Genomic DNA, 21,023 nt, shown 5'->3' with positions numbered 1-21,023 from the left:
AAAAATCTTTCTCATGTCTGCAATTCTCAAAATAGTACTTCCGTTCATTCTTCTTTTTGGAATCTCTTCCGAAGACAATATTCAAAACAACATTGTTCAGGAAACAACTACTTATTACTTCATAAGACATGCGGAAAAAGATCGCAGTAATAAATCTGAAAAAGATCCAAACCTAACCGCTGAAGGTTTAAAAAGAGCACAAATCTGGGCTGAAGTTTTAAAGGATATACCTCTGGATATGGTTTTGAGCACCAATTACAAACGCACCCTACAAACATGCGCTCCAATTGCAGGCAGCAAGCAATTATCTATTGAAAACTATAATGCAGGCAATGGATATGACGATGAATTCAGGAAAAGAACTAGCGGAAAGCGCGTTTTGGTGGTAGGACATAGTAACACGACTCCGCAATTCGTCAATGAGATTCTGGGCGAAGAAAAGTATGCAGATATTGATGATACCGAGAACGGAGCGTTATTTATCGTGCAGGTACTACCAAATAATGAAATTCTGGACCAGGTACTCTATATTAATTAATGCTGTCCAGTTTTACTCCAATATTTTTTGTCTCTATAATAGACAGGAGATCCAGCTCGCGTTCCTGGTAAAGACTATCCAGTTTGGTTAGCTCAACTTCTTTATCTTTATATTCATAGTTCTCGTAATCTACAAAGCTAATTCCTTCGATCACCCTGTGGTTAAAAGCTTTCCGGAATCTTACGCCACCATCATTCACTTCAAAATTATAGGCGAGATAGTCTACTTCAAAATTTTGGGTATCGATCCAGTAAAGGTATTCGTCTTCATGATCTGTTCCTCCCCCATTTTCTGAAAAAGTAACTTTGATCTCATAATATTCCCTTCCTGCGATAGTATCTTTTCCAATCAATTGCCTGTTGGCGGCTTCAGCCATGAGTCCGTACGGTAAATGCACAAAATAGTTGACCGAGTTAATAGAATTGCCAATTGGTAGCAACAAAGAATCCTGGATGACAACATTATTATCATTGATCGATCGGTTCAGCCCTTCATTATTTAGAACATCTACCAGTCTATTTCCTGAGGTATCGATCATGATTCGCGTATAGCGAAATTTCCCGCCTTTTCTATAGCTCTTGTATTTTCTGTCACGAAAAGTATAGTCGATCTCCGCCATTTCGTATAATTTGCCACCAGATCTCTCTATAGCATTTTGAACGATCTCATCTGCCGACAATGTATTTTCTTTTTCTGCACAGCTGATTATAAGAAGAGAAATTAAGGCTGGAAGCAAACGTTTCATAGTTGAATTTTGAGTTCGCAAAAATAATAAACTTTGATCAGCTTCCTCACCGCTAATTTTAAAATTGCTTTAGTATGTTTTTAGCTTAAAGCTTGTATTTTTGTGAACTATGAAGAATTCTGTAAACATCAAGAATCGAAAAGCGAAGTTCAATTATGAATTTCTGGATAAGTATACCGCCGGGATCAAACTTGCGGGTACCGAAATCAAGGCAATTCGTGAAGGTAAGGCGAACATCGCTGAAAGTTTTTGTGAATTCAGTAATCACGAATTATTTGTGATCAATATGCATGTGGAGGAATATTCTCATGCTACTCATTTTAATCATAACCCAAAAAGTGAACGTAAACTTTTATTGCAAAAGAGAGAGTTACGTAAACTGGAAAAAGAAGTGACCAATTCGGGATTGACCATCATACCTCTAAAAATGTTCATTAACGATCGCGGGTTGGCTAAGCTGCAGATCGCACTGGCAAAGGGTAAAAAGCTTTATGATAAGCGGGACACGATTAAAGATCGTGACAATAAAAGACGTCTGGATCGAATTCAGAAGGAATACAAATAATTTACTGCAACTTTTTGCGTTTATTTAGCATCTGAAAACTACCTCATGCTAAAACAACTACTTGGGTTCTGCCTTTTTCTGGCATTTTCCACCCTTTCTGCTCAAATTACCGGTAAAATTTCTTCGGAAGATGATGAGCCTCTACCTTATGTAAATATCTACACAGAATCTGGTAATATTGGAACGACTTCCAACAATGAAGGCCTGTATGAACTTAAACTGAAGGAAACTGGTGAATACGTGATCGTATTTCAATTCCTTGGCTTTAAAACTCAGAAGAAGAAAGTCAATATCACCCAATTTCCTTACGAACTTAACGTCCAGTTGAGCTCAGAGAGCACGAGCCTGGATGAAGTGACCATTCAAAATGATGAGAATCCAGCCAACAGGATCATGCGACTGGCGATTAAAAATAGAAAGCAAAACTCGAACCGACTGGAAAGTTTTACGGCCGATTTTTATTCCCGGGGGTTATGGAGAATTGAAAATGCTCCAGAGAAAATTATGGGGCAGGAAATTGGCGATCTTGGCGGCGGACTTGACTCTACCAGAAGCGGAATCGTTTATTTAAGTGAAACTATTTCCAATATCTCATTCCAGAAACCAGATGATTTTAAGGAAAACATCATTGCTTCTAAAGTTTCTGGAGATGACAACGGTTTTAGCCTGAATTCGGCACAGGAAGCTTATTATTCTTTTTACGAGAATACTATTAATCTAAACAGCGAAATGGTTTCTCCGCTGGCAGATTATGGATTTAACTATTATCGGTACAAGCTGGCCGGTACTTTTTTTGATGACCGGGGAAATCTTATCAATAAAATCGAGGTCACTCCAAAGCGTAAACAAGATCGAGTATTTTCTGGTTTTGTATATATCGTTGAAGACCTCTGGCAAATTTATGGGATAGATCTTACTACTACTGGCACGGCCATACAGGTTGCACCAATCGAAGAAATAGTATTTAAGCAGAATTTTAAATATTCTGAAGAAAATAAACTCTTTATCCAGATCTCTCAAAGTGTGGATTTCAGTTTTAAGATCTTTGGATTTGGAGGGAATGGAAGATTTACCGCAGTCTATAGCGATTATGATTTCGATCCTGGTTTCTCTAAAAGCAGCTTCGGAAAAGAGATCTTAAGCTATTCACAGAATGCAAATGAAAAGGATTCGGTTTTCTGGGAAAAAGTACGTCCTGTGCCTCTAACTTCAGAAGAAATTAATGATTATGTAAAGAAAGACAGCATCCAGGAAGTTCGCAGTACTAAAAAATACCAGGATTCCGTAGATACCGAAAGAAATCAATTTGGAATAACCGATGTGCTTTTTGGATATAGTTATAGAAATAGCTGGAAGAACAGATCTTTTAGTATTAGCGCTCCGGTTTCTGGAATCGGTTTTAATACGGTACAGGGCTGGAATACCGATATTACAGTGAATTACACACAACGTACCGGCGAAGATCATGAGAATTACTGGAGAGTCTTTACAGATATAGACTATGGGCTTAGCGAAGACAGATTGCGCTTGAACGGTGGTTTTGAAAAAAAATTCAATAATTACAGCAAGGATTTTTTAAGACTTTCCGGAGGTGTGGAAAGCGCACAGATCAATGCAAACGAACCTATTTCCCCATTACTGAATAGCATTACAACGATATTTTTCGAAAGAAACTATATGAAGCTTTTTGAGAGAAGCTTTGCTAAAGTTGCATATGGCAGTGATGTTTTTCCAGGTTTAAAAATCTTTAGCGAATTGGGCTGGGAAGACAGGACAGCTCTAACAAATTCTACAGATCATGTGATCATCGACTGGGAAGATCGGGAATATACTTCCAACAATCCTCTACAGCCGAACAGTTTAGGAACGAGTTTATTCGAGGATCATCATCTCTTGAAATCCAGGTTGGGTTTTGGAATACGCTTTGGTCAGAAATATATGAGCTATCCTAATGGGCGCTACAATGTATATGAGAACAAGTATCCAAAATTGAATATTTCATGGGAAAGCGGATTTGGAGCAAGTGAGGAGCACTTCAACTATAATCAGTTTAAGGCCCGGGTAGAACAAAGCGTCAAAATTGGAAATAAAGGAACTCTCCAATATATGGCGAACGGCGGACTATTTAGTAATGCGGAAGGTATTAGCCTGGTAGATTACCAGCATTTTAATGCGAACCAGACGCGAATTGGTTTCGGCAGTTACTTGGGAGCGTTTAACCTGATGCCTTACTATAACTTCAGCACTAATGAGAATTATGCGGAATTTCATGCGGAACATGATTTCCAGGGTTGGTTCCTGGGCAAAATTCCGCTTATTAATAAATTAAATTATAATCTAATCCTGGGTGCACATCGCTTAACGACAGACGACAGAGCTCCTTATTCTGAATATTCCATAGGTCTCGATAATATTGGCTTCGGAAAATACAGATTTTTAAGACTTGACTATGTGATTTCCGATTTTAACGGTCAAAGAGATGGCGCTTTTATCTTTGGTTTGAAGTTCTAAACTGAAGCTTTGGAAAATTATACTTCAGAAGTATTTCTAAACAAAAAAAGGCTGAAATCGATGATTTCAGCCTTTTTTAGTTTTCAATTCAGAAGAAACTATTCCTCTTCGTCTGTATTTTTTTCAGTTTTATTTTCTTTCGTAAAGCTGGTCATTCCGTTCTCCACTAAAAGATTATACCATTGGATGATCTTTTTCATATCACTCGCGTATACACGATCTTCATCATAATCAGGAAGAATTTCAGAAAAGAATGCTTCCATTTCATTTTTGGAAACCTTGTGATTTATTGTCTTTTCTCCATTCTCTTTTTCATTAATCTTTTGAAAAACCTCACCTAACGGAATCTCTTCTGTGTAGGTATAGATTGCGATCTCGCTTAGAATACTTACGTTGTGACGCATGTTTACGGCAATTTTCTTTCCGTCTAACATAGATTTAGCAACAAAGCCGCCTCTTGTTTGCGCGGTAAGCTCATAAAGTCCCGGTTTTCCCGAAATAGCAAGAATTTTATCTAATCCCATAGTCTTTTTAAATTTAGGTTGGCAAATATCAAGTCCCAGACTTAATTATCAAAGCCTTTAGCGGGCTTTTTTCGCATTCGGAAATCGCATTTTATAATCTACGTTGATCTTTCCCTTCGAGATATTGCCTAATTTACTCTTAATCAATCTTTTCTTTAAACTTGAAAGCTTATCTGTAAACAACACACCTTCAATATGATCGTACTCATGCTGAATGACCCTTGCTGCTAAACCGCTATACTGCTCGACATGTTTTTCCCAGTTTTCATCATAATATTCGATGGTAATATCTGGTTGACGAAAAACGTCCTCCCGAACATCTGGAATGCTAAGGCATCCTTCACTAAAAGCCCATTCTTCACCACTTTCTTCTGTGATCTGGGGGTTGATAAAAACTTTACGAAGATCTTTAAGTTCCTCCTTTTCAGATTCACTTAGGTCATCATCTTCGGCGAAAGGAGCCGGATCGATCATAAAGATTCGAACAGGAAGACCTACTTGAGGAGCTGCGAGTCCTACACCATAAGCATTGTACATGGTATCCCACATATTGTCGATCAAGGCATCCAGTTTTGGATAATCCTTGTCAATATTCTTAGCTTTTTTCTTTAGAACGGGATCCCCGTAAGCTACAATTGGTAAAATCATTCTATAAATTTTTCGACTTTGCTAGTTTAAAAGCCGTCATTGTTCTACTTATAAAGCCAGGTTTGAAGAATGATCGTGGCACTAATTTCATCCACGAGTGCTTTATCCCTGCGCTTTTTCTTTTTCAGTCCGCTATCGATCATGGTTTGCACCGCCATCTTACTGGTGAATCTTTCGTCAACCCGATCCAATGGCATCTCTGGAAACTTTTCAGAGAACTTCTTCAGGAACTCCTGGATATGAACTTCACTTTCAGAAGGCATATCATTCATTCGCTTTGGTTCCCCTACTAAAACTCTTTCTACATTCTCGTCCTGAAAATAGGTATTAAGAAAATTCAGCAGCTCAGGTGTATCTACCGTCTTAAGACCAGATGCGATCATTTTCAATTCATCTGTAACGGCGACTCCCGTTCGTTTAGTACCATAATCAAGCGCTAAAATTCTGCCCATCTTCAAAATTTAGGCAAAGGTAAGGTTTATATTGGTTTGTCCATAAATATTGGCTGATAGCTGTTATATTTGAAAAAAAATAGAAAATGGACCAGTTGAAAGCTACAATTGAAAAGGCATGGGAAAATCGTGACCTTCTAAAAGATACTGAAACTACAGATGCTATCCGAAAGGTGATCGACCTTCTAGATAAGGGAGAGCTTAGAACTGCTGAACCGGTAACAGATGGCTGGCAGGTGAATGAATGGGTTAAAAAAGCAGTAGTACTTTACTTCCCGATCCAGAAAATGGAAACTCTGGAAGCCGGTATATTCGAATATCATGATAAAATGCCTTTGAAAAAAGGATATAAAGAAAAAGGAATTAGAGTTGTACCAAATGCTGTAGCAAGACATGGTGCTTACATTTCATCTGGCGTTATTCTAATGCCAAGTTATGTAAATATCGGTTCTTATGTGGATGAAGGTACCATGGTAGATACCTGGGCGACCGTTGGAAGCTGTGCTCAAATTGGTAAGAATGTTCATTTAAGTGGTGGTGTTGGTATTGGCGGAGTTCTGGAACCACTTCAGGCAGCGCCAGTAATCATAGAAGATGATGCATTCCTTGGATCCCGAAGCATTGTGGTAGAAGGAATTCTTGTGGAAAAAGAAGCAGTACTTGGTGCAAATGTGGTACTTACAGCATCTACCAAGATCATTGATGTAACCGGCGATGAACCAAAAGAATTTAAAGGCTATGTTCCGGCGAGATCGGTAGTGATCCCTGGAAGTTATACCAAAAAATTCCCTGCAGGTGAATACCAGGTTCCGTGCGCCCTTATTATTGGTAAACGAAAAGAATCCACGAACAAGAAAACATCATTGAATGATGCACTACGTGAATATAACGTGGCAGTTTAGTAATAGGTTTGAAGATACTTGTAATACAGATGAAAATGATTGGGGACGTACTTACGTCCTCAATCTTATTTGAAGCACTTCGGAAAGAGTACCCGACCGCTCAGCTGGATTATTTAATTTACAAGCATACCACGCCCGTTGTGGAGAATAATCCTTTCATAAACAACATAATTCCCTTTGGTAGGCATCAGAGTTATTCTGGGCTTGCTAGAATTATCAGAAGTGAAAAGTATAATGTAGTTATAGACGTTCTCTCCAATTTCAAAACATCTATTTTGACAGGAATATCTGGTGCTGCAGTCAGAATTTCCTACGATAAAGTTTATACTAGGCGGGTCTCCACACATGTTTTCAGCAGGAAAATGGAGGCTAAAACTAATGCAGGAGAAGCAATAGAAAAGAGACTAAGATTGCTCACTCCACTTTTGGATGATATTCCGCTAGAGATCAAACCGAAAATCTACCTCAAAAATTATGAGATAGAAAAAGCAGCTAAGACTTTGAAAACTTCGCAAATTTCTGGTTCGAGAAAGATTATTATGGCTAGTGTTCTAGGCAGTAGGAGAGAAAAAACCTACCCTCTTCCCTACTTAGCAAAGTTACTCGATCATATTGTAGAGATCACAGATGCTGATATTTTATTCAACTATATACCAATTCAGCAAAGCTACATCGACTTGTTCTACGATCTTTGTAAAACAAGAACGCAAAAGAATATTCATCTAGATATATACCGACAAAATATTAGAGAATTTTTATCCTTAACTTATCACTGTGATGCATTAATTGGTAACGAAGGTGGCGCAATAAATATGGCAAAAGCTTTGAATATTCCAACATTTGCTATATATACTCCTATGATAAATAAATCAAATTGGAATATATACGAAGACGGCAAACGTAATGTCTCCGTCCACATTGAAGACTATTATCCATATATCACCAAACCTAAACATAAAATTGATAAGCGAACCAATGAAGCTCTATATTTTCAATTAGTACCGGAATTGATTTTTCCAAAATTAACTAAGTTTTTAAAAAATCTCTAAATATGAATTACAGGTTTCTTATATATATTAGTTACAGCTATGCATTTCCAATAGGAGAGCCTTTAGAACAAGAAATTCGCAAAATTGGATATACTGTTAAATGGTTTGCCGACGAACCAAGTACCTATGTAAAATTTAGCGCTGATAAAACGGTGTTGAAAAATATTGAAGATGTAATTTCTTATAACCCTCATATAATTCTTTGTATAACAAATAGTGTTGCAGATTTTTTATCAGGTTTAAAGGTTCAGGTATTTCATGGAATAGCACCGTCGAAGCGTAACTTTAAGAAGGGGCACTTTAGAATTCGCGGGTTTTTCGACCTTTATTGTACCCAAGGCCCTTCAACAACCAAACCTTTTCAGGATCTACAGATTGAACACAAACATTTTGAAGTAATAGAAACTGGATGGCCTAAATTAGATCCACTATTTCCTTTACAAAAAGCATCTAATCAAAAACCTACAATTCTAATATCATCTACTTTTAGTAAGAAGTTAAGTCTGGCATATAGAGATGATGTTATTAAAGAAATAAAACGTTTATCTGAACTAGGCAAATGGATTTTCAAGGTAGTTCTCCATCCAAAAATCCCTGCGGAACGTGTTGAAAAGTTCAAGCAAATTGAAAGTATGAATCTCACTTACTACGACACGACAGATTTAATACCGCTTTTCAGAGAAAGTGATATTTTGTTTGCAGATTCCACCTCAGTTGCGACAGAGTTTTTACTTCAGGAAAAGCCTGTAGTAACATTTAGAAATTCCCAACCTGGAGAGCACTTAATAAATATACTAGAGGTTGATGAGATTGAAAATGCTATAGAACGTGCGATGAAACCTGAAATTTATTTGATTGAAAATATACGAAAATTCAATCTCAGAATGCATCCATATAGGGACGGGAAATCCAGCGAAAGACTAATTAAAGCTTCCATAAAATTCCTGCATGCTGACAAACATTATTTAAAACCAAAGCCGTTAAACTTTATCCGAAAACTAAAAGTGCGTAATAATCTAGGCGTCTACCCCTTAAGAACTTACCGGCAACCTCCAACATTGTAAATTTGTGCAAGTTATTTGTATTAATTAACTTCTGAAATCCGTACATTCTATAAATGGAAGATCGGCTTTCCAATATATAAGCAATTCTAAAGATTTAATTATGGACATTACAGCGACTTATTATTAGCACGTTACAACGTTTGAGAGCGCAAGAATATTATTTGTGCTAAATGAATACCTTCGAGAGTGAATTCTGAAAATAGCTGACAACTTATATTATTGGATTTACAATAAATTGTTTCAGCTTAAAGAGTAAAAAATTGAATTAAATAATATGACAGAACCCTTAACAAATATAGAAGTTGATGCAGTCATCACGTGGGTCGATGGGAACGATGAAAACTGGCAAAAAAAAATAAATGCATATTCTGAAAATAAAATAAATTTCGCTTCCAAAAAACACCTTAAAAGATACAATTCTATAGGAGAAATTGAAATAGCCATCAAATCTATAATCAAATTCGCTCCATTTATTAGGAATATTTTTCTGGTAACTGATGATCAAACTCCCGAATCCTTTAATTCACTAAAATTATCAGCTCAAAATAGAGATATCAATTTAGAAATAGTTGATCATACTATTATCTTTTCCGGATATGAGGAGTATCTACCAACCTTCAATTCATGTTCCATAATAAGTATGTTGTTTAAAATACCCAACTTATCTGAGCATTTTATAATTTTTAATGATGATACTTTTTTAATGAAAAGGGTCTCTGTAGATGATTTTTTTATTGGTGGAGAACCAATAATAAGAGGTGAGTGGCAATCTTTCAACGAAAATAAAAATTTACGAAAATTCTATCGGAAAGTGCTTGGGTTATTGGGCAAGAAAATTGAGGAAGATAAAATTAGTTTCAAGCAGTTACAGCAGAATAGCGCCAAATTAGCTGGTATGGATAAATACGTGAGACGTTTCCACACCCCGGTAAGTGTGAGAAAATCAACCCTTACGAATTTTTTTAGCACAAACTCCTTACTCAGAAAAAATGTGCAACACAGGTTTAGAAATCAAGACCAATTTCTATTGTCTTCCCTATCTGAACATCTGGAAATTAAGAATAAAACTTATCACTACCGAAATTATTCGCAACTAACTTACTTTCGCTCCTATAAAAATTTAACCTCGACTAAATTAAAGTTAAAATGGTTTGAAAGAAACCGGAAGAAACTCTTCCTCACTTTTCAGACTCTGGATATGGCAAATGATAGAATATTAGAGTATATATTAAATTGGATTGAAATACAATTTGAAGAACATTGAGATTTCTCAATTTCAGAAAATTAAAACTGTTTTTAAGTTTAAATTAATAGATACTTAGAAGTTCTAAGCATTCCTGCTAAATGCTAAATAGTAGCCTCAAGTGCTATACAGTTCTACCCTCTTTGTATACCACTCTAAGAATTTGTGATCCTGGAGATTTCGCATTTGGAAAGAAGCTATATTCTATGATATTTTACTTTATTATTCTTTTCATCTTCTTTTTTCTTTGAAACTTCTGCTGAAATTTACGCGTATAATACCACATTTTTTCAAAGACCTCATCTTCCGTTTTACCTATCAAACCTGCGTATTCATTCGCCATAATTTCAACCATTGCCTTCTTGGGAGTTAATCTGGAAAAATTCTGCATTCTAGCTTCAAACGATAAATTCTTGAAATTCATTCGGTTTAAATCAACGAGAAAAAAATGGTAATTATTAATTTCCCTTTTTATAAGTGTATTCCCCGGAGAATGATCTAAAAACTGAATATCTTTTTCGTGCAGTTCAAATGTAAATCTTGTAAAAGCTCTAAGAATAATTTCATGATCGGGAAAATCAGGTTCAGTAATTAATTCGCGATAGGTTAGATCTACATCTAAGTGTTCACTTAAATAGTAGCTACCACCAAAAAGAATTCCTGAATTCTCTTCACAATAAGCTATAGGATTTGGAGTTCCCACACCTTTTTCTTTCAAAATTGTTGCGAAACTGAAAGAACGTTCAGCCTTAGATTTTCTGAAATATTTGTAAGCAATTTTATTAACCACATTTGGGACCTTAAATGATTTGACGTTTATGGTGCCCTTTTCCAATTCAAAAGTTTTGATTGTATTCCTTCCTTTGTCGAATAAAGTTTTTCCTTCCTCATCAAATTCCATTATGAGTGATTCAATTTTCTCTCTAGGAATTCTACTTTCAGGATTTACGGTAAATTTCATGCTGCAAATTTAAATCTTTACATATTTCTACAATATATAGCAAACCAATTTATTTCGATGCTAAGAAATTAGTCTCTTATACAATAGAGCATTTTGGATATTCTAGCGAAGAAAAATAATGCTAAGAAATTAATTAACTTCGAACAAAATATTGGAATGTTAAATAGTTTATTTAAATCTTTTCAAAGAAAGCAATCCAGGAAAGAATCACTGAAAAGAATTCAAAATGCAAATCAATCTAATATGGGCGTTGTTAATTTGCACCGCGTAAATCCTCAAAATGTAGGTGATTTTTATTGTGCTCCGCATCACTACTTTGAAAGCCTGCAAAATTCAGAGTTAGATATCTTCGGCTATCGAGAAACCGATAAGAGTAAACTAGATCATTTTGTAAATTCCATAAGCCGTAATTCACTTATTATTGGCGGTGGTGGTTTACTCAACAGAGGTAGCTTTGAAAAGCAAATGAAGTTATTCGAACAACTTGCCGTAAATGATAAGAAAGTAGTGATGTGGGGAGTAGGACATAACTCGAAAAGCTCTAAGAACTATAGAAAAATATACCAATACAATATTGATATTTCGAAGTTCGGACTAGCTGGAACTAGAGACTTTTCAGCACCTGGTGAATATGTGCCGTGCGTTAGTTGTATGCATCCAATATTTAATGAGAATTTCAGCTCAAAAAATGAACTGGGAATTGTTTTTCACACTGACAGCTTAAAGAGTCCGAGTCTAATTGAAAAGTATTCAAGCATTCCAAATATTTCTAACAATGCAAGCCTTGAAGAAGTAATTAGCTTAATTGGTTCCTGTGAGAATATCATTACTAACAGTTATCATGGTATGTATTGGGGCATGCTTTTAAAAAAGAAAGTTTCGGTAGTTCCAAACTCTTCTAAATTCTTCGATTTTAAATACCAGCCAAATTTTACAACCTTTGAAGATTCGCTCACTGACTATAAGAAGGCACAATCTTACGATGGTATTTTAGAAGAGTGTAAATCTATTAATCAAATTTTTTACCATAAAGTTTCAGAGTACCTGGAATTACAATAAGGATTGCAAATGAAAATCTTACATCTGGCTTTAACTAAAAAATGGGGTGGAGGCGCGAACCAAATTCAAAATCTCTGTAAAGAACTTATTAACATTGATGATTTTGAGCTACACTTATTAACAATAGCTGATGGAGAACTTCATAAAAGAATTTCCGATAAAAACATCCATCTTCATGTTACCCCAATGGCTTTCAAAGCAGATCTGAGAGCCGCCATTAAATTAATAAGAGTCTGTTTAAAATATAAAATAGATTTAATCCATATACATGGCCCGACTGCACTAACTATAGCGGTGCTAGCTTATCATCTCAAAAAACTTCCACCCTTCATATTTAGTAAAAAGACAAGCTTCACTATTAGACAGAATAGAGGCACCTTAATTAAATATAATCACCCTAATTTAAAAAGGATTCTTTGTGTCTCAGAAAAAACAAAGGATATCAGCAAGCCAAGTATTCAGGATCATTCAAAATTAATAACTGTTTATCATGGAACGGATATTCACAGTAAATCTGGACAACCTCCATTCAAATTAAGAGAGAAATTTAATATAGAGCCTGAGACAGTAATTGTAGGTATGATTGCAAATCACGTGAAACCAAAGGATCTTCACACCTGGGTTGCAGTGATCAATGAAATCGTAAATATTAAAAACAATACTATTTTTAGATTCGTCCAATTCGGAAGTTATTCTGAAATTACTAAGACACTAAAAAATAATATTCGAGAACTCAAATTGGAGAAGTATATAAACTTTCTGGGTTTTGTGCCGGAAGCTTCGAAATTCATTCCTCAATTCGATATTTCTTTAATGACCTCCCAAAGTGAAGGTATTCCGCAATTTATTTACGAAAGCTTCTATTATAAGGTTCCTGTGGTTGCTACGGAAGTTGGTGGAATTCCAGAAATTATTACGAATGGAGAAAATGGTTTTCTAAGTAGACCGCATGACGGGGTGAGCCTGGCCAATAAATTAGTACTTTTGTCCCAGGATAGGTCGTTACAACAAAAGTTTACAAAGATTTCATACCAGCGACTCCTCGAAAATTATACAACCGAAAGAATGGCGGCCAATACCTTGGCTCAATATAAAGAAGTGCTTTATGGAAAAAATGGAACAGGAAGTTAGAAATTGCATAGATGTCTTAAAAAAAGGAGGTATCATACTTTATCCAACCGATACAGTTTGGGGAATAGGTTGTGATGCTACGAATGCGAATGCAGTGGACAAGATATTTCAGCTCAAGAAAAGAGAAGAATCTAAAGCACTCATCTGCCTGGTTTCAAATTTCAAAATGCTGGAACAGTATGTGGAAGATGTGCCTGAAACTGCCTACGATATTTTGAAGTATGCAAAGAAACCTACGACTATCATTTATGATAAGCCTGTACATATTGCAGAAAACCTGGTAAGTGATGATGAATCTCTTGGAATTCGCGTAGTAAGAGACACCTTTTGCTCAGACCTTATTAAAAAATTAAAACGTCCATTGGTATCTACCTCGGCGAATGTTAGCGGCCAGCCTACACCACAATCCTTTGATCAAATCACACCTCAAATTTTAAAAGGTGTAGACTATGTAGTAAATTTGCAGCGTTCAAAAAAATCGCTAAAACCATCAGCAATTATCAAGTTAAGTAACGATGGGCAGGTGAGTGTGATACGCAAATAAAGATGCCGAAATACCATAATTACAGCAAAGCTTTACATCATAAAATTTTTTCTGTTATTTCCCAGGCTGCAGATGAGCTTGAAGTCGACGCCTATGTGATTGGTGGATTTGTACGTGATCATATTCTTGAGCGCGGTGAACCTAAAGATATTGATATAGTAGCTGTTAGCAGCGGAATCGAACTTGCGCAAAAGGTTTCAGATCTACTTCCAAATAAACCCAAGGTTCAGGTGTTTCAAAATTTTGGTACGGCCATGCTTCGAGCCAATGATATGGAGATCGAATTCGTGGGTGCGAGGAAGGAAAGTTATCGCAAGGATAGTCGCAAACCAATCGTAGAAAACGGAACCCTGGAAGATGATCAGAATCGGCGTGATTTCACCATCAACGCACTGGCTTTAAAACTGAATGCAAATGGTTTTGGAGACCTGCTCGATCCTTTTGATGGATATAAAGATCTTCAGGACAGGATCATTAGAACTCCTTTAGATCCGGATATCACCTATTCAGACGATCCACTTCGAATGTATCGTGCCATTAGATTCGCTTCGCAGCTTAATTTTATGATCGAAGCAGAATCACTTTCAGCAATTAAAAGAAATAATAAAAGGATCAAGATCATTTCAAAAGAGCGCATCATGGATGAGCTAAATAAGATCCTGTTGAGTAAAAAACCTTCGAAAGGTCTATCACTCTTATTTAAAGCTGACCTTCTGGCTAAGATTTTACCTGAGCTTACCGCTTTACAGGGAATTGATGAAGTAGAGGGTCAGACCCATAAAGACAATTTCTGGCATACTCTGGAAGTTGTAGACAATATTGCAAAGAATACCGATGATCTATGGTTGCGCTGGGCCGCATTACTACATGATATTGGAAAAGCTCCAACCAAGAAATTTCATAAGAATATTGGATGGACCTTTCACGGTCACGAATTTGTAGGTGCGAAAATGGTCTTCAAATTATTTAAGCGGTTGCGACTTCCCTTAAATGAGAAAATGAAGTTCGTGCAGAAAATGGTGTTGATGAGTTCGAGACCTATTGCGGTAGCAGACGATCATGTGACCGATTCTGCCGTGCGCCGACTTATCTTTGATGCCGGCGATCATATAGAAGACCTTATGACGCTTTGTGAGGCTGATATCACGACCAAAAATCCTAAACGCTTCAGAAAATATCATAACAACTTTCAACTGGTTAGGCAAAAGATCGAAGAAGTGGAAGAACGAGATCATGTTAGGAATTTCCAGCCACCAGTAAGTGGCGAAGAAATTATGAGCACCTTTGGAATCACACCAAGTCGTGAAGTTGGACAAATTAAGGATGCCATTAAAGAGGCAATTCTCGAAGGTGAAATACCGAATGAGCGTAACGCTGCCATGGATTTTATGCTGAAGATGGGTAACAAACTCGGATTGAGCGTTGCAGAAAAAAGTTAGGCTTTAAATTAATATTGCTATGTATAGAAATTGGGTCAAAATCTCGTTAATCCTGGTTTATCTTGTAATAGTTGCCGGCGCCGTGGTTAGAATGACCGGCTCAGGCATGGGCTGCCCAGACTGGCCAAAATGCTTTGGATACTACATCCCTCCTTCTGAAGTTTCAGAAATAAAATTCCAGCCGAACAGGGCTTATAAAGAAGGACAGGTGATCATCGTAGATGAAACCTTACAGGTTGCTGCTTCAGATTTTACTTCAGCAGAAAACTACAATCCGAATAATTGGGAAAGTTACGAAAAGCATGATTACGCCATTTTCAATCCAACTCATACATGGGTAGAATATATTAATCGGCTTGTAGGAGCTCTTGCAGGAATTGCCGTCCTGATCATGGCAATACTGTCGTTTAAAAAATTCAGAAAAAGTAAAAGAATTACGATCCTATCCTGGCTTAGCGTGCTTATGATGGGATTCCAGGCATGGCTTGGAGCTACCGTGGTATATTCGGTACTGGCACCGGCCAAGATCACTATTCATATGGTAATGGCCCTGGTAATCGTGGCGGTCTTGCTATACCTATTGTATATAAGCCGGGAGCACGCTTCAGGAAAATTTAAAACCATTACTTTTCAGAATCTTTTGATCTTCGCCGTGATCCTAACGCTCATACAGGTGGTGATGGGCACACAGGTTCGACAATTTGTAGATGAGCAGGTTCGAAGCTTCGGATATAACGCTGAAGAATTATGGCTGGCCGCCCCGAATCTTACTTTTTATATTCACAGATCTTTCTCTATCATAGTGCTTTTATTGAATGTATTCTTATGGTGGAAAAATCGCCAGAATAACTTATTCCAGTCACGGGTGAATTGGGTAATCGTCTTTATTCTACTGGAAGTTGCAACTGGAGTCGCTATGTATAATTTCGACTTCCCCTTTCTATCGCAACCACTTCACCTGGTGATAGCCTCCCTCCTGTTTGGTGTTCAATTCTACCTGTTAATGGAGACTATTTATGCGCCTGAAAAGATTAAAAAAACGTAACTTTGCCCTCCAATTTTTTGAGATATGATATATAGATTTCGTGTAATTTTAGATGCCAAGGAAGATGTTTTCAGAGATATCGAAATGTTGCATGACAGCACATTGGAAGATCTCCATAACACTATCGTTCAGTCTTTTGGATTCGACGGAACCGAAATGGCTTCTTTTTACATAAGTGACGAGGAATGGAACCAGGGTGAAGAAATCCACCAGTTCGATATGAGTGGAAATGATACTTCTATCAAGTTGATGAATGAGACAACGCTGGATAGTGTTCTTTCTGAAAAAGAAACAAAGCTTATCTACGTGTACGATTTTCTGAAAATGTGGACTTTCTTTGTGGAGCTTGCTCAAATTGCAGAAGCTGAAGAAGGAACAGATTATCCAAACCTGATGTATGTTCATGGACAAATTCCTGATGATGCTCCGGAAAAGGAATTTACAGGTGAAAATGAAGATGGCTCACCAGATGACGATGGTTTTGATGATAGCTACGGAACCGATGGTTACGATGATTTTGAGTTCGACGAGAACTGGAATTAAGTAGCACTACTTCAGAATGAATACTAACTTTTAAAATAACTTCAGAAATATATGATCAATCTTTTTAATGCGCAGATAGAATCGCTATCTATCCACAGGGTTGGAAATAAGAATCGCGGTGAAAATATTTTTCTTTCCGCTTCTACCTTTAAACTTGATGATGAGATCAAACCTCTTATCAAGGAATATTTCCTTAAACCTTTCCGCGAAAAAGAGGAATCATATTATCGTTTTCATCATGAAACCGATATTGAGTTCAACGAGCTGTACAATCTTTCTAATAAAATCTTTGACGATCCATATAATACCCACGAATATTCCAAGAGGATAGCGACTTTATTGTATGAGCAGTCTACTCACCCACATATCAAAAGTGGTGAAGTTTATGTAGTTTACTTTGAAGGAATGCAACTGGATAACATCAAAGTTCCGGCTATTGGCATTTTTAAATCTGAATTAAAGCACGATTTCCTGCAGTTTGAACAAAGCCAGAGCAACCTGGAAATGGTCGTGCAGCAGGGAGTGAATTTGCAGAAACTGGATAAAGGCGCGATTATCTTTAATAGCAACCAGGCTGAAGGTTTTAAAATTCTTTCTGTGGATTCTAACCGCTATGACACGAAATACTGGCTGGAAAACTTTCTAGGTGTGGATGTACTTGCAGATGAGAATTATTTCACCAAGAACTACCTGAATTTTGCCAAGAATTTTGCGAAGGATGTGGTATTGCCTGCGGAAGATAAAAAACAGGAAGTAATGTTCATGAACCGAAGTATGGATTACTTCGCTAAGAACGATGACTTCGAGGAGTCCAATTATATCAATTCTGTGATCGATAATCCAGATCTTATCCCCGAATTTCAGAATTATAAAACTGAAAAAGCTCCAAAATATAAAGTTGAAGATCTCACCAGTTTCCCCATCGCAAATAAAGCGGTGACAGATGCACGTAAGAAGATCAAAAACGTGATCACCTTAGATACGAACATACAGATTAAAATGGATTTTGTTAGTGCAGAGTCGGCTGAAAAATTTGTAGAAAAAGGATGGGATGAAGATAAACAGATGTATTACTATCTCGTCTACTTCAACAAAGAGGAAAAGAAATAGAAAAGTAAAGACTTAAAAAAAAGCGGTGAATAATTCACCGCTTTTTTTTAATCCAGCATACGCTGAGTATTCACATTTTCATAATTTCTTCTCACGAAATCCAGCGCAGTTCGCAGAATCTGTCCCATGGTACTTGCCCTTTTGAATTTCATATCCTTTGAGAAAGCATATAGTTGATTTCTAAGCATTTTCACATTATCCTTTGTAGACACATGGTCATTGATCATACAACGAATGAGCTCTTTATACCTGCTCTGCGTATTGATCATTCTCTTAGCCAGCAAGGATCGCTCTTCTTTTCTATATTGTTCTATCGATGAGTTTTCCAGCTTATCTGAAACCAGTTGCACCATCTGGAAGTTTTCCTTGAAGAATTGTGGACGGTAAACTTTTAAATTACCCTCGAAACACTGCTGATCAAAATCGATCGCCCGAATCTGATACTCTACATGATCGAAATCATGAGTTGGGATCACCACGTAATTATAAGATCTCATATCACCTAATAATCGTACAGTACAGCGTTCATTGAACTTTACGAACTGCTTGGCGATCTGGGTTTGTGCCCGAAGATCACATTTTGGTAAGTGGTCTTCAATAAATACATCGCCTGGAATTCCTGCAATATGCTCTTCAATCAGGGTATCTTTGTAAACCAGAAAGTTGATCCTGTGTGGAGAAAGCAAGTGCTCGAATTCGAGTCCGTATAATCTGGAGGCATCAGCTTTTTTTACATAGAAATAGGTAAAACTATCATTCAGAATATTCCGAACTTTTATTCTGAAGGGTTTTGAATTTCCGAAGGTGCAGTAATCGATCGCATCCACATTTAGATAATTGAGAGAATCATCACTACCATCGGAGTGTAGGATAGTATATACCTTTTTAAGACTGTTATCGATCTCTACACGCTCAAATTCAGGATAATAACAACGCACCCAGAACGTATCCTCATCATGCTGGTCGTACACTACCACAGAACCTGAAAACCTGAGTAGATCATCATAAAAAACTGGAATCTTGGTATTACGGTTATATTTCTGAAGATAACGGTTAAAGCGTTCGTTCACGGGGAACGCCGGCTTCTTTTGTGACATCAGTTTTTCTTCCATAAAATCCCTCGTTTTGCTCAAAAATAAGCTTAATATGCTAAAACTTGTAACAAAAGTCTAACTTCGTCAACACATATCAAACAATTCATCAATCTTGGAAACAATACTAACACTAAACAATCTCACCAAAAAATTTGGCGGAATGACCGCCGTGGACAACCTGAGTTTCAGCATTGAAAAAGGGAACGTTTACGGTATACTTGGACCCAACGGAAGCGGTAAATCCACTACGCTTGGAATGGTTCTTAATGTCGTGAATAAAACTTCAGGCGATTTTCGCTGGTTCGATGGCAACACCTCTACACATAATGCTTTAAAAAAGGTGGGTGCCATTATCGAGCATCCTAACTTTTATCCCTATATGACTGCGGCACAAAATCTGGCCCTGGTTTGCAAGATTAAAGGTACGAACAAAGCAAAGGTTCAGGAAAAACTGGAGATCGTTGGCTTGCTCGACAGAAAGGATAGTAAGTTCAAAACTTTTTCGCTAGGAATGAAACAACGTCTGGCTATCGCATCTGCCCTGCTTAACGATCCTGAAATCTTAATTCTGGATGAACCTACAAACGGACTCGATCCTCAGGGAATCCACCAGATTAGGGAGATCATAAGAAAGATCGCCTCTGGTGGAACCACCATTTTACTGGCATCACATTTATTGGACGAAGTAGAAAAGGTCTGTTCTCATGTAGTTATCATTCGGAAAGGTGTAAAACTATATAGTGGTCCCGTTGACGAAATCGTTAGCAGTCACGGATTCTTTGAACTGAAAGCCGGCAACATGATAAAACTTCAGGAATTGCTGGAAAAGCATCCTAAAATTGGCAAGATCACCGACAAAGAAGGAACTCTTACCGCTTTCCTTGATGAACCAATGGAAGCAGAAGAGATCAACCGCTATTTGTTTGACCAGGGCTTGTCCTTATCATTTTTGATAAAGCGTAAGGAAAGCCTGGAAGAACAGTTCCTTCAATTAACCAACCAAACCGCCGAAGCATAATGTTACGTTTACTCGAGATAGAATACAATAAATTAAGATATAGCAGATCTGCCAGGATCCTGATTATTACTTATTTTATACTCATCACATTTATTGCGCTTATCGCCTCTATTGAATTTAATATTGGCCAGATACAGTTTAGAGTTGCAGACCAGGGAATTTTTAACTTTCCTTATATATGGCATTTTAATAGTTATATCGCTGCACTGCTGAAGATCTTTCTTGCGATCGTCATCGTTTCCATGATGTCGAACGAATACAGCAACCGTACGATCAAACAGAATTTAATTGATGGATTGAGTAAAAAGGAATTTATTCTTTCCAAATTTCTCACTGTACTGGTGTTTTCTGGAATATCTACGATCTTCCTTTTTATAGTAACCATTATCCTTGGGTACTCCTTTTCAGATTTTACTGAATTCTCTATAGTAGTTTCAGACCTGGAATATCTGCTGGCTTATTTTGTCAAACTTACCGGGTTCTTTGCCTTCTGTATGTTTCTTGGAATACTGATCAAAAGATCTGCATTCGCCCTGGGATTCCTGGTAGTCTGGGCTATTTTTGAAAGCATTCTTTATGGCGTCCTAAATTTCAAGGTTTTTAAAGGGACCGATATTGCCACTAATATCATGCAGTTTTTCCCTCTGGAATCCATGAGCAATCTTGTTGTAGAACCATTCTCCAGGTTGAATGCAGTACAAGCAGCGGCCAACCAGATTGGTGGGGAGTTGGATAAAGATTATGGTATCCACTGGTACCAGTTACTCATCGTGATCGCCTGGGTTTTCATATTTGTATACCTTTCATTATTTCTACTGAAGAAGCGTGATTTGTAAAC

General features: G+C 37.1%; 22 protein-coding genes. 16 read left to right on the top strand and 6 right to left on the bottom strand.

Annotation, left to right across the window (positions count from 1 at the left end; genetic code table 11):
• The first annotated feature begins 13 nt into the window (after positions 1 to 13).
• Entirely contained in the window at positions 14 to 538 is a 525-nt protein-coding gene (locus ACSHZO_RS02300) for a SixA phosphatase family protein (RefSeq protein ID WP_298246465.1), read from the top strand.
• Here ACSHZO_RS02300 and ACSHZO_RS02295 read toward each other — a convergent pair.
• Positions 531 to 1,283, bottom strand: coding sequence for a DUF6503 family protein (locus ACSHZO_RS02295; protein WP_298246464.1), 753 nt, complete (start codon positions 1,281 to 1,283; stop codon positions 531 to 533). The genes ACSHZO_RS02300 and ACSHZO_RS02295 overlap by 8 nt on opposite strands.
• Positions 1,284 to 1,392: 109 nt before the next feature.
• Here ACSHZO_RS02295 and smpB point away from each other — a divergent pair, with 109 nt between their 5' ends.
• Positions 1,393 to 1,848, top strand: a complete 456-nt coding sequence (gene smpB / locus ACSHZO_RS02290) for an SsrA-binding protein SmpB (RefSeq protein WP_295179636.1) — start codon at positions 1,393 to 1,395, stop codon at positions 1,846 to 1,848.
• Between the two features lie 45 nt (positions 1,849 to 1,893).
• Complete coding sequence (locus ACSHZO_RS02285; RefSeq protein ID WP_298246463.1) at positions 1,894 to 4,359, top strand: DUF5686 and carboxypeptidase regulatory-like domain-containing protein; 2,466 nt, start codon at positions 1,894 to 1,896, stop codon at positions 4,357 to 4,359.
• 98 nt (positions 4,360 to 4,457) lie between these two features.
• Here ACSHZO_RS02285 and ACSHZO_RS02280 read toward each other — a convergent pair whose 3' ends face one another.
• The 3 genes from ACSHZO_RS02280 to ruvX are packed head-to-tail and all read right to left on the bottom strand — an operon-like array spanning position 4,458 to position 5,983.
• Entirely contained in the window at positions 4,458 to 4,883 is a 426-nt protein-coding gene (locus ACSHZO_RS02280) for a DUF5606 family protein (protein WP_298246462.1), read from the bottom strand.
• A 57-nt stretch (positions 4,884 to 4,940) separates the two neighbouring features.
• Positions 4,941 to 5,531: a peptide deformylase gene (gene def / locus ACSHZO_RS02275; RefSeq protein WP_295179642.1), complete on the bottom strand. Its 591-nt coding sequence runs from the start codon at positions 5,529 to 5,531 to the stop codon at positions 4,941 to 4,943.
• Between the two features lie 44 nt (positions 5,532 to 5,575).
• Complete coding sequence (gene ruvX / locus ACSHZO_RS02270) at positions 5,576 to 5,983, bottom strand: Holliday junction resolvase RuvX (protein WP_298246461.1); 408 nt, start codon at positions 5,981 to 5,983, stop codon at positions 5,576 to 5,578.
• 86 nt (positions 5,984 to 6,069) lie between these two features.
• On the opposite strand from ruvX, the gene ACSHZO_RS02265 reads away from it, so the two are divergent.
• The 4 genes from ACSHZO_RS02265 (at position 6,070) to ACSHZO_RS02250 (ending at position 10,262) form a co-directional block, all read left to right on the top strand.
• Positions 6,070 to 6,885: a 2,3,4,5-tetrahydropyridine-2,6-dicarboxylate N-succinyltransferase gene (locus tag ACSHZO_RS02265; RefSeq protein WP_298246460.1), complete on the top strand. Its 816-nt coding sequence runs from the start codon at positions 6,070 to 6,072 to the stop codon at positions 6,883 to 6,885.
• Positions 6,886 to 6,920: 35 nt separating this feature from the next.
• The gene (locus ACSHZO_RS02260) at positions 6,921 to 7,934 is read left to right on the top strand and encodes a glycosyltransferase family 9 protein (RefSeq protein ID WP_298246459.1); all 1,014 of its coding nucleotides are present in this window, start codon (positions 6,921 to 6,923) and stop codon (positions 7,932 to 7,934) included.
• 2 nt (positions 7,935 to 7,936) lie between these two features.
• Positions 7,937 to 8,998 carry a CDP-glycerol glycerophosphotransferase family protein gene (locus tag ACSHZO_RS02255; protein ID WP_298246458.1) on the top strand — a complete coding sequence of 354 codons (1,062 nt, stop codon included), beginning with the start codon at positions 7,937 to 7,939 and terminating at the stop codon, positions 8,996 to 8,998.
• Between the two features lie 274 nt (positions 8,999 to 9,272).
• Complete coding sequence (locus ACSHZO_RS02250) at positions 9,273 to 10,262, top strand: Stealth CR1 domain-containing protein (protein ID WP_298246457.1); 990 nt, start codon at positions 9,273 to 9,275, stop codon at positions 10,260 to 10,262.
• Positions 10,263 to 10,455: 193 nt separating this feature from the next.
• On the opposite strand, the gene ACSHZO_RS02245 is transcribed toward ACSHZO_RS02250, so the two are convergent.
• On the bottom strand, positions 10,456 to 11,202 hold the full coding sequence (locus tag ACSHZO_RS02245; RefSeq protein WP_298246456.1) for a lipopolysaccharide kinase InaA family protein: 747 nt from the start codon (positions 11,200 to 11,202) through the stop codon (positions 10,456 to 10,458).
• A 243-nt stretch (positions 11,203 to 11,445) separates the two neighbouring features.
• Between ACSHZO_RS02245 and ACSHZO_RS02240 the strand changes: the two genes are divergently transcribed.
• Genes ACSHZO_RS02240 through ACSHZO_RS02210 form a run of 7 tightly spaced genes read left to right on the top strand, consistent with a single transcriptional unit; the run spans position 11,446 to position 18,073 of the window.
• Positions 11,446 to 12,261 (top strand): hypothetical protein, encoded by an 816-nt coding sequence (locus ACSHZO_RS02240; protein ID WP_298246455.1) that lies wholly within the window; start codon positions 11,446 to 11,448, stop codon positions 12,259 to 12,261.
• 9 nt (positions 12,262 to 12,270) lie between these two features.
• Positions 12,271 to 13,392: a glycosyltransferase family 4 protein gene (locus ACSHZO_RS02235; protein WP_298246454.1), complete on the top strand. Its 1,122-nt coding sequence runs from the start codon at positions 12,271 to 12,273 to the stop codon at positions 13,390 to 13,392.
• The gene (locus ACSHZO_RS02230) at positions 13,367 to 13,936 is read left to right on the top strand and encodes an L-threonylcarbamoyladenylate synthase (protein ID WP_141877170.1); all 570 of its coding nucleotides are present in this window, start codon (positions 13,367 to 13,369) and stop codon (positions 13,934 to 13,936) included. The genes ACSHZO_RS02235 and ACSHZO_RS02230 overlap by 26 nt, the downstream gene beginning before the upstream one ends.
• A 2-nt stretch (positions 13,937 to 13,938) precedes the next feature.
• On the top strand, positions 13,939 to 15,375 hold the full coding sequence (locus ACSHZO_RS02225; RefSeq protein ID WP_298246453.1) for a CCA tRNA nucleotidyltransferase: 1,437 nt from the start codon (positions 13,939 to 13,941) through the stop codon (positions 15,373 to 15,375).
• Positions 15,376 to 15,394: 19 nt separating this feature from the next.
• The gene (locus tag ACSHZO_RS02220) at positions 15,395 to 16,420 is read left to right on the top strand and encodes a COX15/CtaA family protein (protein ID WP_298246452.1); all 1,026 of its coding nucleotides are present in this window, start codon (positions 15,395 to 15,397) and stop codon (positions 16,418 to 16,420) included.
• Between the two features lie 24 nt (positions 16,421 to 16,444).
• A complete protein-coding gene (locus ACSHZO_RS02215; protein WP_298246451.1) occupies positions 16,445 to 16,963 on the top strand; it encodes an IS1096 element passenger TnpR family protein in 519 nt (172 codons plus the stop codon).
• A 51-nt stretch (positions 16,964 to 17,014) separates the two neighbouring features.
• Entirely contained in the window at positions 17,015 to 18,073 is a 1,059-nt protein-coding gene (locus ACSHZO_RS02210) for a nucleoid-associated protein (protein WP_295179661.1), read from the top strand.
• Positions 18,074 to 18,120: 47 nt separating this feature from the next.
• Here the strand turns inward: ACSHZO_RS02210 and ACSHZO_RS02205 are convergent, their stop codons facing one another.
• Positions 18,121 to 19,185, bottom strand: coding sequence for a hypothetical protein (locus ACSHZO_RS02205; protein WP_295179662.1), 1,065 nt, complete (start codon positions 19,183 to 19,185; stop codon positions 18,121 to 18,123).
• 94 nt (positions 19,186 to 19,279) lie between these two features.
• On the opposite strand from ACSHZO_RS02205, the gene ACSHZO_RS02200 reads away from it, so the two are divergent.
• Together ACSHZO_RS02200 and ACSHZO_RS02195 are read left to right on the top strand one after the other, a co-directional pair.
• On the top strand, positions 19,280 to 20,185 hold the full coding sequence (locus ACSHZO_RS02200; RefSeq protein WP_295179664.1) for an ABC transporter ATP-binding protein: 906 nt from the start codon (positions 19,280 to 19,282) through the stop codon (positions 20,183 to 20,185).
• On the top strand, positions 20,185 to 21,021 hold the full coding sequence (locus tag ACSHZO_RS02195) for an ABC transporter permease (RefSeq protein ID WP_141877163.1): 837 nt from the start codon (positions 20,185 to 20,187) through the stop codon (positions 21,019 to 21,021). The genes ACSHZO_RS02200 and ACSHZO_RS02195 overlap by 1 nt, the downstream gene beginning before the upstream one ends.
• Positions 21,022 to 21,023: the final 2 nt, after the last annotated feature.

This window comes from Christiangramia sp. 3-2217-3z (assembly GCF_051195275.1).
Taxonomy (GTDB): Bacteria; Bacteroidota; Bacteroidia; order Flavobacteriales; family Flavobacteriaceae; genus Christiangramia; species Christiangramia marina.
The sequence above is the reverse complement of the archived record's forward strand: the minus strand, read 5'-3'. Positions and strand labels throughout refer to the sequence as shown.